The 12,132-nt window shown below is 54.1% G+C and carries 13 protein-coding genes; 10 read left to right on the top strand and 3 right to left on the bottom strand.

What is annotated here, in order from left to right; all coding sequences use genetic code 11:
• Window positions 1–1,114, bottom strand: a 1,114-nt coding sequence (locus HY913_07485) for an IS110 family transposase (protein ID MBI4963100.1), incomplete at its 3' end; no start/stop codon positions are given.
• Between the two features lie 502 nt (window positions 1,115–1,616).
• On the opposite strand from HY913_07485, the gene HY913_07480 reads away from it, so the two are divergent.
• From HY913_07480 to HY913_07455, 6 genes are all read left to right on the top strand, one after another.
• Window positions 1,617–2,255 carry a GntR family transcriptional regulator gene (locus HY913_07480; protein MBI4963099.1) on the top strand — a complete coding sequence of 213 codons (639 nt, stop codon included), beginning with the start codon at window positions 1,617–1,619 and terminating at the stop codon, window positions 2,253–2,255.
• A 124-nt stretch (window positions 2,256–2,379) separates the two neighbouring features.
• Complete coding sequence (dctP, locus tag HY913_07475) at window positions 2,380–3,405, top strand: TRAP transporter substrate-binding protein DctP (GenBank protein MBI4963098.1); 1,026 nt, start codon at window positions 2,380–2,382, stop codon at window positions 3,403–3,405.
• 76 nt (window positions 3,406–3,481) lie between these two features.
• Window positions 3,482–4,084 (top strand): TRAP transporter small permease, encoded by a 603-nt coding sequence (locus tag HY913_07470; protein ID MBI4963097.1) that lies wholly within the window; start codon window positions 3,482–3,484, stop codon window positions 4,082–4,084.
• Window positions 4,077–5,417, top strand: a complete 1,341-nt coding sequence (locus tag HY913_07465; protein MBI4963096.1) for a TRAP transporter large permease — start codon at window positions 4,077–4,079, stop codon at window positions 5,415–5,417. The genes HY913_07470 and HY913_07465 overlap by 8 nt, the downstream gene beginning before the upstream one ends.
• Before the next feature lie 49 nt (window positions 5,418–5,466).
• Complete coding sequence (locus HY913_07460) at window positions 5,467–7,023, top strand: AMP-binding protein (protein MBI4963095.1); 1,557 nt, start codon at window positions 5,467–5,469, stop codon at window positions 7,021–7,023.
• A 193-nt stretch (window positions 7,024–7,216) separates the two neighbouring features.
• On the top strand, window positions 7,217–7,411 hold the full coding sequence (locus HY913_07455; GenBank protein MBI4963094.1) for a hypothetical protein: 195 nt from the start codon (window positions 7,217–7,219) through the stop codon (window positions 7,409–7,411).
• Here the strand turns inward: HY913_07455 and HY913_07450 are convergent.
• Both HY913_07450 and HY913_07445 read right to left on the bottom strand, forming a co-directional pair.
• Window positions 7,408–8,709: a hypothetical protein gene (locus HY913_07450; GenBank protein MBI4963093.1), complete on the bottom strand. Its 1,302-nt coding sequence runs from the start codon at window positions 8,707–8,709 to the stop codon at window positions 7,408–7,410. The two genes, HY913_07455 and HY913_07450, sit on opposite strands and share 4 nt — an antisense overlap.
• A 174-nt stretch (window positions 8,710–8,883) precedes the next feature.
• Entirely contained in the window at window positions 8,884–10,269 is a 1,386-nt protein-coding gene (locus HY913_07445) for a sigma 54-interacting transcriptional regulator (GenBank protein ID MBI4963092.1), read from the bottom strand.
• A 187-nt stretch (window positions 10,270–10,456) separates the two neighbouring features.
• Here HY913_07445 and HY913_07440 point away from each other — a divergent pair, with 187 nt between their 5' ends.
• From HY913_07440 to HY913_07425, 4 genes are all read left to right on the top strand, one after another.
• The gene (locus HY913_07440; GenBank protein ID MBI4963091.1) at window positions 10,457–10,870 is read left to right on the top strand and encodes a hypothetical protein; all 414 of its coding nucleotides are present in this window, start codon (window positions 10,457–10,459) and stop codon (window positions 10,868–10,870) included.
• A gap of 2 nt (window positions 10,871–10,872) precedes the next feature.
• Entirely contained in the window at window positions 10,873–11,163 is a 291-nt protein-coding gene (locus tag HY913_07435; protein ID MBI4963090.1) for a DUF5320 domain-containing protein, read from the top strand.
• Between the two features lie 179 nt (window positions 11,164–11,342).
• A complete protein-coding gene (locus HY913_07430) occupies window positions 11,343–11,720 on the top strand; it encodes a NifB/NifX family molybdenum-iron cluster-binding protein (protein ID MBI4963089.1) in 378 nt (125 codons plus the stop codon).
• A gap of 16 nt (window positions 11,721–11,736) precedes the next feature.
• Window positions 11,737–12,096: a NifB/NifX family molybdenum-iron cluster-binding protein gene (locus HY913_07425; GenBank protein MBI4963088.1), complete on the top strand. Its 360-nt coding sequence runs from the start codon at window positions 11,737–11,739 to the stop codon at window positions 12,094–12,096.
• Window positions 12,097–12,132 lie beyond the last annotated feature (36 nt).

Here is a 12,132-nt window from a genome sequence, read left to right as displayed (position 1 = left end):
GGGCAATCGCAACAATGGCCTTCTTGGCGGACCCGAGGCGTGCCTTGAGACGGAAGTACTTGTCCCCGTAATAGGAATGCTTGCATTTGATGGCAGCCCATGCCACTTCGATAAGTACTGTCTTGATCATCTTTCCTTTGATCGGGCTCCTTCCGCTCTTTCTCTTGCCCGCACTTTCGTTATTCCCTGGGACGACACCGCACCAGGAAGAAAATGCCTGAACGGTATTGAATGCCACAAGGGTGGGGCTTACTTCGGCAATAATGGCCCATGCCGACACAGAGGAAATTCCGGGAACTGCTACCATACGCTCAATGAGGTCTTGGTGTGGTGCGAGAAGTTGCTGCAGGCGGGCCTCAATCAGAGCAATTTCGTTTTCGAGAAGACCAATGATTCTGAGCAAAGGTTTCAAGATTTCGCGCTGGTGATCTCCGAAGAACCCTTGAATAGCATCGTAGAGTTCCCAGGTTTTTTGCTTTCGGTCTTTTTTCCGAGCCAGGCTGCCTCGCAAGCACTCCTCCACGTCGGACAGGGTAATGGGCTTCTCACCCATGAGCAGCTGGATGAGATTTCGACCGGTGGCTCCGAAGATGTCGCTTATCACCGAGCCGATCTTAATGTTTGCCATCTCCAGCATCTTGTGAACGCGCCTCTTATAGTCACCTACCGTATCTACGTGGGTTTTGCGTTGGCGACACCAGTCGCGCCACTGTCGTATCTGTTCCTCGGGGATGAAGCTTCCCCGTACCAAACCATGTCTCAGAAGGCCGGCAAGCCATTTGCTGTCGGACATGTCGGTCTTTCGACCGGGCAGATGCTTGGTGTGACGGGCATTGACCAAGATCACCTGAATAGAGCCTTCCAAAACATTGAACACCGGCCGCCAGTAGACTCCGGTGCTCTCTATGGCAACGACCGGGCATTCGTTGTCGAGGAGCCACTGTTTGAGGGCCCTCACATCTCGAGTAAAGGTGCAAAATTCGCGCTGCTCGATGCGCTCACCGGAAGGTGTTTGCACGATCAAACATGCGGTGACCGAATCTTTGTGAACATCCAGACCACAGCAAATCGGGTGCAATACCTGCACTATTTTGCTATCCTCTTTGCGAGCCATGGCAACCTCCTCTTCAATCTGTTTTCGCTTCTTGAGGATGCCATGGTTTTCTCGTCAAAGGGTATTTTCATGTTCCGTTGTGACCAACACGTCATGGCAGTTCGCCGGAATGACGTGATGCCACCAAGCAAATCGGAAAGAAATTTTGGCAACCCCTACAAGTTAGCACTTATGGCTAGCCCCCCGGACATCCTGCGGTTACTTTAGTTGTTCAAGCCGGGATGGTAGGGGTTAAGATTTTTTTGTTGACAGGCTTATTGTATTTTGTATACAAAATGCAAGATCCGGTGCCCCATGTGATGGAGTCGCCGACAAAGTACGTTACTCTTATTTCCGCCTGAAATACACGGCCCGTAGTCGCGGGCGCGGTGTCGCAATCCAAACAAGTAACCCGACAAACCCGATTTCATAACTGCTAAACTTCATTAACGATTCATCGTGATCTATGAGTAGAATAACTGTCAAATCGCTCTCCCAGGAGGTGGCGCGGAGAATCCGAGAGATGATCCGTACAGGCCTCCTCAAGCAGGGAGAGAAGCTCGTTGAGAAAGACCTGTGTCTGGAGCTGGGAATAAGCCGCACTCCACTGAGGGAGGCCTACCGCCTCCTCAGTTCCGAGGGACTCATTGATCTGGTCGCTCACAAAGGGGCTTACGTAGCACGGCCGTCGATGAGAGAAATCAGGGATATGTTCGAAGTCATGGCCATTCTGGAAGGCACGTGTGCCAGGCTGGCCGCGGAGAGGATGACCGACCCAGACTTCAAGAAGGTGGAGAAACTCCATCAGAGGCTGGAAAAACACTTCGAAGATGAAGATCACGAAAAATACCTGGACGTCAATCATAAGTACCATACCCTTATTCAGGAAATGACCGGCAATAAGGCCTTCAATGACGTCATCAACACCCTGAGGCAGAAGATCCTCCTCTACCGGTACCGGCAGCTTTATCAGCCTGATCGCTTCGAGGCCTCCATGAACGAGCATCGTGAGCTGCTGAATGCTTTTCGGAGGAGGGACCCGGTCCAGGCCGAGGAACTCATGAGGAGGCATCTCATGAACCAGTGCGAAGCGCTCAGGAGGGTGTATGAAAACGAATTTGAGACGACTGACAAGCAGGTTTCACTAGGAGGGTCAACTTGATGCCGATTCCCGGTCTAACGGCCATGATTGGGGAAACCTCCCGCAGGAAGGTCCTCCCCGACGCCTTCGTACGCGAAGGGGGAGCGGCATGACCCGTCATTTAGGATGTCCAAAGGAGGGACAGATGGTCTTCGCAAGAGAAAACCTCAGGGTAGTCTGGTTGGGGATTGCAGCCGTAGCTCTAGTGATGTGCTGCACCCCTGTTGCACAATGCGCCACCACGTTGAAGGTTTCTCACCAGTTTGCCGATGGTGACGTTCGCGATCAACTCGTCCGGGTCTTCGCTGAGAATGTGTCCAAAAAGCTGGGGAAGGACATCAACTTCCGAATTTATCCGGCCAGTTCCCTGTTCAAGCCGAAAGAACAGTGGGATGCCATGAGACAGGGGTCTCTGGATCTAAGCGTCTTTCCCCTGGATTATGCGGCCGGGAAGGTGCCGGAGCTTTCCATCACCCTTCTGCCGTGCTCAGTCACGAGCATGAAGGAGGCAATGGCATGGAAAGACAAGCCCATAGGGCAGAAAATCTCCCAACTGCTGGAAGCCAACGGAGTGAAAATCCTCCTATGGACGTGGCTGGACGGCGGTATCGGCAGCACTGTCAGGCAAGTGCGGCTCCCTGAGGATGCGAAAGGCCTTCAGATGCGAGCTGCCGGGAAGAAGTTCGAGTTCATGCTGGGGAAGGCCGGCGCATCCATCACGAGCATGCCTTCTTCCGAGATCTACCACGCCCTGTCCACGGGCGTGCTCGATTCTTGTCTCACCTCAACGTCTTCGTTCGTTTCCTACCGGCTGTACGAGCAGTTGAAGTTCATGAACGTGCCGCGGGACTATGCAATCTGGTTCATGGCGGAACCGCTGGTTATTTCACTCAAGACCTGGAAGAGCCTCAAGCCCGCGCAGCAGAAGGCCCTGGAGGAAGTGGCGCAGGACATGGAGCGGAATTGGGTCATTCCCAACTTTGCCAAAGACACGGAAAGCCTGATCACCGAGTTCACCAAGGCGGGAGTGCAGCTTCACTACATGACGAAAGAAGAGTTCGACAAGTGGCTGGACTTTGCCCGGAAGACCGCGTGGAAAAATTACGAGGAGACCGTTCCCAAAGGAAAGGAGTTCCTGGATCTCGCCATCCAGGCCATGGGGAAACCGTAGGGCCTGTAATTGTCCGTGCAGGCTCGCAGCGTGAGGTCGGACTCGTTGTATTGCGCCAATCGGGAGGGAACTGGTCATGGAGTCTAAGGATTCAGGCTTTTGGGAAAAGCTCGAAGCCGTGGCAAAGGTGCTGAGCAAGGTCACCGGTCTGATAGGGGCGCTGTGCCTCCTGGCCGCGGCAGTGGTCACCACGGAGGGGGTGCTTGTTCGCAAAATCCTCGGCTGGTCAACGACATGGCAGGTGGAGCTTTCCGTCTTCCTGTTGATGTATGCGTGTTTCGTGGGCGCGGCTTACGGACAACTCGGTGAACACCACCTGAACATCGACCTGCTTATCATATATCTGTCGCCACGCGTTCGCGAGACGTTGCTTGCCGTTACCGGGGTTTTGAGCTGCATCATTTGCGTGATCATCGCATGGTATGCGTGGCCCATGTGGTGGGAAGCGGTGGTACGAAACGATCACAGTGAGTCTCTTTGGGGGCCTCCTCTCTGGATTCCGTACATTTTCCTTCCTCTCGGCGTTACGCTCGTCTTCCTCCAGTCCTTGGTCCAGGTTCGCAGCAGGATCGTCCTGCTTCGCGCTGGCACCTTTGACAAACAGGCGGCGCGAACCGAACTCAAGGACATAACGATTACCGCGGATGCGGGGCCCGGGAAGCGAGGTGAGCATGAGTGAGGTAACTCTCAGCGTCGTCGTTTTCTTGAGCGCCCTGATCGTGCTCTTCTCCGGTATTCCTATTTGGACGGGCCTGACCGGCATTTCGCTGGTCTACATCGTGATCTTTTCACCCAGGCTCCTGGACACCGTGCCTCATGTCCTCTACGGCAGCATGGACAGCTTTGCCATGCTGTCCATACCGTTGTTCATCCTGCTGAGCGCTCCGCTGTCGGTCTCCCGGGCCAGCAAGGACCTCTATGAGGCCATGCATCGCTGGGTTTATCGGCTCCCAGGGGGTCTCGGGGTGAGCACCATGATGGCCGGCGGAGTATTTGCCGCCCTTTGCGGTTCCAGTCCGGCCACCGCGGCTGCCATCGGGGGCGTCGGAATTCCTGAGATGCGGCGCAGGGGCTATTCTCCCAGCATGGCCTGTGCCATGGTCGCTCACGCGGGGACCTTCGGTATTCTCATACCACCGAGCATTACGATGATCCTCTACGGAGTCGCCACTGAGACCTCCATAGGGAGGTGCTTCATCGCGGGGGTCATACCCGGGATCTTGCTGGTGGTGATGAGTTCGCTATGGATCATCTTCTACTTCGCAGTTCTTGCCCGCAAAAAAGCGACCCCTGTGAAGACTGCGCAGAGTTCCGCACAGAGCGGACCTATCGAACACTTCACCTTGAAGGAACAGCTGGAGAGCCTCGTGAAGGTGTCTCCCCTCATCCTGATCATTGTCGGGATCATGGTATCCCTTTACGGCGGATGGGCGACACCCAGCGAGGCCGCAGGGGTCGGTGCGGTAATTGCCATAATCGTGGTGATGGTGGTGTACAAGTTCTACCAGGTGGAGGGGTTTGTCAAAATGCTCACCCACGCCCTGAACGACAGCACCATGATACTGATGATAATGGCTGCGGCCACGCTGTTCGGTTTCGTTTGCTCGGATTTGTACGTGACGCAGTCCCTTGCGGAGATGATTCTGCAAATGCCCCTGGGCAAATGGGGAATCATGCTGTTCGTCAACTTGCTGTTGCTCCTCCTGGGGTGTTTCATTCCGCCGGCTGCCATCGTCTTGATGACCGCGCCTATGCTCCTGCCCGTGATCAAGGGGCTGGGGCTCGATCCGGTCTGGTTCTCGGTCATTATGACGGTCAACCTCGAAGTAGGTTTGCTGACGCCGCCGGTGGGCCTGAATCTCTACGTGGTCCAGGGCATCGCTCCTGACGTGCCCCTTGCGCAGGTGTTGTGGGATTTGGTGCCGTTTCTTATCCTCGACTTGATCTTGATCGTGTTGCTCTGTGCTTTCCCGGAGCTGGCTCTGTGGCTTCCCGCCAAGATGATGGGTTGAAGTCGGGAACCGTGGTGGAAAACGCTTTCGGTATCAGGAGGAACCGGTGATGAACCTTGCGAAGCGGCTTGCCGAAACGGCCGGGCGATACCCGAACAAACCCGCAATCATATTTGAAGAAGCCATCACCACCTATGGCGACCTTGACAAGCAGATAAGCCGCTATGCGTATCTCCTGGCTAGCTTGGACCTCAAGCCCGGAGACCGCGTCGCTCTGCAGTTGCCCAAGTGCATGGAATTCATCCTCCTGGAGCAGGCTGTTCTGTCGGTAGGAGGAATAGTCATTCCGCTCAATACCGACTACCGGCCTGAGGAGATGATGTACTTTCTCTCGGACTCCGGCGCTCGGCTCCTTTTCACCGATCTGGAGAAGTTTTTACGGGCCCGCGACGAAATCGCAAAGCTCCGGGGAATCAAAACGGTTCTCGTGGATTCCGAAGGAACCGAGGGAGCCGTTTCCCTTGCTTCCGTGCTGGAAAAGGACCCACGAAGCGATCAAAGACGATATCCTGCTCAAGGGGACGATACGGCCGTAATCTGTTACACCTCGGGTACGACAGGGAAGCCCAAAGGTGCGATGCTCACCCACGACAACTTGATTTCCAACATGACGGCTCTGCACGAAGTCTGGGGGTGGACCGACCGGGACATCCTGCTACATGTGCTCCCGCTCTTTCATGTCCATGGCCTCTTCGTGGCGCTTCACGGAGGCCTGAACGCGGGCGCGACGATAATCATGCACGAGAAGTTCGATCCTCTCAGGACGTGGGAGGCACTGGGTCTGCACCGGTGCACCGTACTGATGGGGGTGCCCACCATGTATCAGCGCCTCATGGCACAATGGGACGGGCTGGAGACAAAACCCGATCTAACGAGCATGAGGCTGTTCACCTCCGGTTCGGCCCCCCTCCTGGAGACCCAGTTCCTTCGGTTCGAGCAGGCAACGGGATTCCGAATCCTGGAACGCTACGGCATGACCGAAACCGGCATGATCTCGTCGAATACCCTCGATACTGCTGGCAGACGGGCCAAGAGCGTGGGATTCCCGTTGCCGGGGGTGGAGGTCCGGGTAGTCTCGGCCACCGGTAAAGATGTGACCCCCGGGGACGTGGGGGAAGTCTGGGTGCGCGGCGCAAATGTGTTCAAAGGCTATTGGGGGATGCCGGAGAAGACGCAGGAGTCCTTTGACCGCGGATGGTTCAAAACCGGCGACCTGGGATACCAGGACCCCTCGGACAACGACAGGCTGTATCTTGTGGGGCGAGCCAAGGAACTGATCATCACCGGCGGGTACAACGTGTATCCAAAAGAAGTGGAAAACGTGCTGGAAGGCTATGGCGCGATCAGAGAAGCCGCGGTAATAGGCCTGCCGGACGAAGACTTCGGTGAGCGGGTCGTAGCGGTCGTTGCGGTCAAAGAGAACGTGCCCGATGTGTCATCCGAAAACATTATCCAATTCTGCAAGGGGCGGCTTGCAGGGTACAAGTGTCCCAAGGCAGTGTTCTTTCTGGATGCACTGCCCAGAAATGCCATGGGAAAGCTTCAGAAAAACATATTAACCGATACGTACACTCAGCGGCCGTCGCCGAAGTCTACCACGACATAGGGCTTCCAATATGCCCCCTGCGTATTGTGAGCCAAGTCGAGGGTCAACAAGCCTGTCGAGGATGTAATCATTCACTTACGTGCGGGAGCGTCTCCCATGCCCCGAAGGGGCAGCCCGACGGTAGCCACGGGCGTAAGCCCGTGGAGAATGGCCCACACAATCATTTGGATTACCGACCCTGGAGGGGTCGACCATGAATGTGAGTTGGACTTCGGGATTGGTCGACCCCTTCAGGGTCGGTGATCCAGGGCTGTGGCAGTGCTTCCGGTCCACGGGTTACACCCGTGGCTACCATTGGTACGCCCCTTCAGGGCTAAAAATCCCTTCCACCCCCGCAAGACTGAATGGTTACTCGAGAATATTGAATTCGCTTACCGGAGGAATCTAAAGCATAGGAGTATCTATAAATAGGCGCACATTACCGTTTTCATCTTTACTATGGTCTCTCATCGCCTCATATACGTCCATACGATCTTTGATAATGATCATATAAACATATGGATCATGAATGATACTTTTCTTCACGTCAATGTAAGGATCTCCGTCGTGACTGGTGAGCAACGTCACATGGACTCCATGCTCTTTGCGAAACTTATAGGCAACGCCTTTGACCAATTGACGAGCGCTGGAGGGCTTCCCGGCCAGCAAAGTAACATATAGGATCTTGTCCTTAATTCCTATTGAATCGATCATCTTGAAGAACCCTTTGGGGTTCTTGAGTTTCAAGTGCAAATAGTCTCCCCAGTTGATGGCCAGGCAGGCGGCCTCCATGTTTCCGGCCTCGTCAGGCAACATAAAGACCCTACTGGTGGGGGACGACTTAAGAATGCGGTCTAACATACTGGAGAATTTCTCTTCACTGTGGAGTTGGTCGAAGAGATATCGGCCCCTGATTTCGCGAATCCTCAGGTAATATTCGTGCAGGGCCTCTTTGTCATTCGAAATATCCACCAACCTTTTCCCTGCGCCGCTGCTACCAAAAATGAGGTTGATGTGCGTATTGATGGTCACAGGGAAGGTTTCAAAAAACCTCCCGATACGCTCGCTATTCATCTTGAGAGCGTCTTTGATCGCCTGATTCTCCCGGCCCATGGATGCGTACGTGAAACTCACATCTTCCACTATTGCAACGTCTAACAAGACGTTGAAAAGTGTAGTAAAAATTCTCTTTCTGCGGAAGATGGCTTCGCCGTCAATGGTGGTCTCACTTAAGCGAAGCATATTGTAATAGTAACCTTTGTGCACCTCCCCATCAGGGGACTTGAATTCAATACGATTAACATGGATATAACCGATGATGCTGTAGTCCCTGTGAATAGAATTGTCGGCCACTCGAGGATGAAGAATGACTATTACGACCGCGTCGTCGAAGAATGAATTGATTGAATCGGGGAATGTGTGAAAATAACTTTGAAAGGCAATTTTACCTTTGCCCTTTTGGTCCACATGTTTTTCGGGAACGCTCACCATTTCTTTGCATTCACTAAGGAAATATTCCGGATCCTCGCGCAATTGAAAATGAGAGAGCACAGAAGAGATTTCCTTCATGGTCTTAATCGGGAAAGCAACCATAATGAGTTCGCCGTCAAACGTATCATCGCATTCAACTTCCCTGCGAATATATTTCCATTGCGACGGGTCCTGGGGTAGCTTTCCTTCAATGTAATAATAAAACCGTTGTCGCATGGACCTGGCCTCACCTTGTCCTAACATGGGTACCGGGGCGAACAACTCCGATGGGCCGAGGGTGTTTAGTTCTCGCGGCCGACGTTAATACTCGGGGGTATAGTAACCACTCTAGTTCTTTGGTCCAAGAAAGGCAATGAATAGTACTCCTTGGAGCTTCGTTTATAGCGATGCTCAAAAGTGGTCACCATTTAGCACTTGATTCGGCGAGGCCGGCCGAGCAATGTTGGAGATGCCAAACCTCTTCATCTTTCGCCAGAGGGTGGTCTTGTCTATTCCCAGTTCACGGGCGGTAGCACTCTTGTTTCCTTGGTTACTTGCCAAAGCATCCTTAATGACCCGGATCTCAACTTCAGTGAGCGTCAAGCCAATCGGCAGGCTTTCAGGAGCCAGGGCCGCGGATCGAAAATGAGCAGGTAGATGCCGCACCTCGATGAGCCCTCCGTGGCATAGGATGAACCCGTGCTCAATTGCGTTCTGAAGCTCTCGAATGTTTCCCGGCCAATCGTGCCTCATGAATGCCCCAAGGGCCTCCGGCGATAGGCCTGCAATGTCCTTTCCTTTGAGTCGATTCATGCGGTCCACGAAGTGTTGCGCCAGAAGATGGATGTCCTCCTTGCGTTCGCGAAGAGGTGGGAGAGCGAGGTTGAATATCTGGATTCTGTAGTAGAGATCTTCGCGGAATTTGCCTTCGGCCACCATAGCTTTTAGATCCTTATTCGTCGCTGCAACAACACGTACGTCGGCAGTTATGGTTTCAGTTCCACCGAGAGGTTGGAAGCTCTTGTCTTGAAGCACTCGTAATAGGCGCACTTGAAGGGCAGGGCTCACATCGCCTATTTCGTCTAGGAAAATGGTCCCCCCGTGCGCCTGGGCAAAGCGCCCCGGCTTGTCACGCCTGGCATCGGTGAACGCGCCGGCTTTGTGCCCGAATAGTTCCGATTCCAGCAAACTATCGGGAATAGCGCCGCAATTGACTGTCACAAGCGGTCCATCACGACGGGACGACAGGTTGTGAATAGCTTTGGCCATGAGTTCTTTGCCCGTCCCGCTCTCCCCCACGATGAGGATGGTACTGTCACTCAACGCCACATCGGCCAATATGCTGAACATTCCTTGCATCCCTGGGTTCCGGGAGATGATGTCCTCGAATGTGAACGACTGCTCGACTTCCTTCCGGAGAGCCTCGACAAGGGTCAAATCGCGAAAAGTCTCCACTCCGCCGACCATGCGGCCCTGGTCGTTCCTGAGCACCGCGGTGCTTACACTGATGGGGACGCGCGTGCCGTCGGCGCGCAAGATGAAGACAGCGTGATTGACAACAGGCTTGCCGGAGACAATGGTGCGCTTCAGCGCGCAATCACCCTCACAGATCTCCGCGCGGAATACCTCACAGCACGGCTTGCCCAGAGCTTCTTGCACGGAAACGCCTGTGATTTTATCGGCAGCCCGGTTGAATGACGTAACAATGAAATTCTCATCAACGGTAAAGACCCCGTCCGCAATGGAGTTCAGGATCATTGTCATTTCCGTTTGGCTCAGATCTTTTTCAGGGTTCATGACCACCGCCTGTAGGCCGGGAAGAAGTTTATGCAAAGTGCAATTATTTTACTCCGCAGATGGTGCAACTTGCAATAGACGGTCGAGCCAAGCCGAGAGGGCTAAGCCGTAAACCCAACTTAATCAAGCTATTAGTATTGCCTCATCAATTGGCACGAGAGTTGAACTATCAGGGGCCGGTGCAACGATGAGAATTGCCATCCCCGAACACCAAGGCAGAATTGCCCCCGTCTTCGACTGCTGCAGGAGAATGCTGATCTTCTTGCAGGATCCGGAGGAGGACAAGATTGTGGAGGACCAGGACTGGTCGGTTGTTCCACGCCTAGCCCGGCCGATGGGCCTGCAAAGACTGATGGTCGAGCTGCTCATTTGCGGAGGCATTAGCTGCTGGATGGAGGATCAAATTACCCGGCAAGGCATTCTAGTCATCCCGTGGACAGCAGGAGAGATTTCGGAGGTTTTGGCAGCTTTAAGGCACGGAAAGTTGTCGGATCCCTGCTACATGATGCCCGGCCGCGGCATGTGCAGGAGAAGAGGTCTGTTGCGCCAAATTGAAAAAGAAAAGGGACAGGCACAGGACCTGTTTCAGAAAGGGGTGTAAGCATGCCTGGATTCGATAGAACAGGACCAGCGGGCGGCGGACCTCGAACGGGTTGGGGCCGCGGACAGTGCGGGCAGAGGACTGGAACACGCGGGCTTTCTTGGAGCAGTTCGTTTAAGGGCGGAGGCCGTGGGCGATGCTTTGGCGGTGGAGGGTGGCGGTTCCCTTTCGGTCGATCCTCTTTGGCAAGGCCAACCGACGAAGCCGGGGCTCTCAAGGCTGACATTTCAGCAACTAAAGAGGAACTAGCCGCTATGGAGGCTCGCTTGAGCGAACTGGAAAAGAAAGAGTAACCGCGAGTTTTACTTTCTTGACGGGCCTGGGCGGATGATTGGTGTGCATGGAGAGCGCCATTCCTTGAGAGTAGCTGCCGCCCACGGCTCGCACTTTTGCAGGCCGCGGTAGCGAGATTTCGGCAAAAGAAGACGTATTCTAGATAAAATGACCAACACTTATGAGGAGATATATTCATATGCTAAAGACAATAGCCATTCCATCCATGCATCCTGGCGGACTCGAAGCCATGCGGGCGGGGCATTTCGGGCACTGCGAGGTTTTTACACTGGTACACATGAAAGACGGCGAAGTCAGTGATGTCTCGGTAGTGCACAATCCCCCCCATGTCCAGGGTGGTTGCCAGGCCCCTGTTAGCCTTCTTCACAAGAGCGGCGCCAATGCAATTATTGTTGGTGGCATCGGCATGCGCCCGCTCATGGGGTTCCGACAAATGGGGATCGAAGTCTATTACGGCCCGGAAGGCGAAACCGTCGGCGCTGTGGTGGATTACCTACTCCAAGGCCGGCTTCAATTGATATCGGAAAACCAGGTATGCGGCGGCGTCATGCCGTGAGATATGGGAGATCGCCATGAGGATTGCAATAACGTCAACGGGCAAAGAGATGGATTCTGCGATTGATCCGCGTTTCGGAAGGGCTCGCTATATCATAATTGTCGAGAAGGACGGAACAATGGTGGAAGCCATGGACAATGTGCAAGGAGCCAATGCGCTCAGCGGAGCGGGCATCCAGGCAGGAAAACTGTTGGCTGACCGGAAAGTTGACGTACTAATGACCGGCCACTGTGGCCCCAATGCTTTCAGAACTCTTGAAGCGGCGGGCATAAAAGTAGTGGTCGAACAATCCGGCACAGTGAAACAGGCTTTAGAGCGGTTGCAACTCGGGAATGTAAAATTTTCCAGCAAAGCCAACGTGGAGGCCCACTGGTAGTCGACCCGGCAATTAAGGCTCTTTGCGGTCGGCATG

The sequence above is a fragment of the Desulfomonile tiedjei genome, from assembly GCA_016212925.1.
GTDB lineage: Bacteria > Desulfobacterota > Desulfomonilia > Desulfomonilales > Desulfomonilaceae > JACRDF01.
The sequence above is the reverse complement of the archived record's forward strand: the minus strand, read 5'-3'. Positions and strand labels throughout refer to the sequence as shown.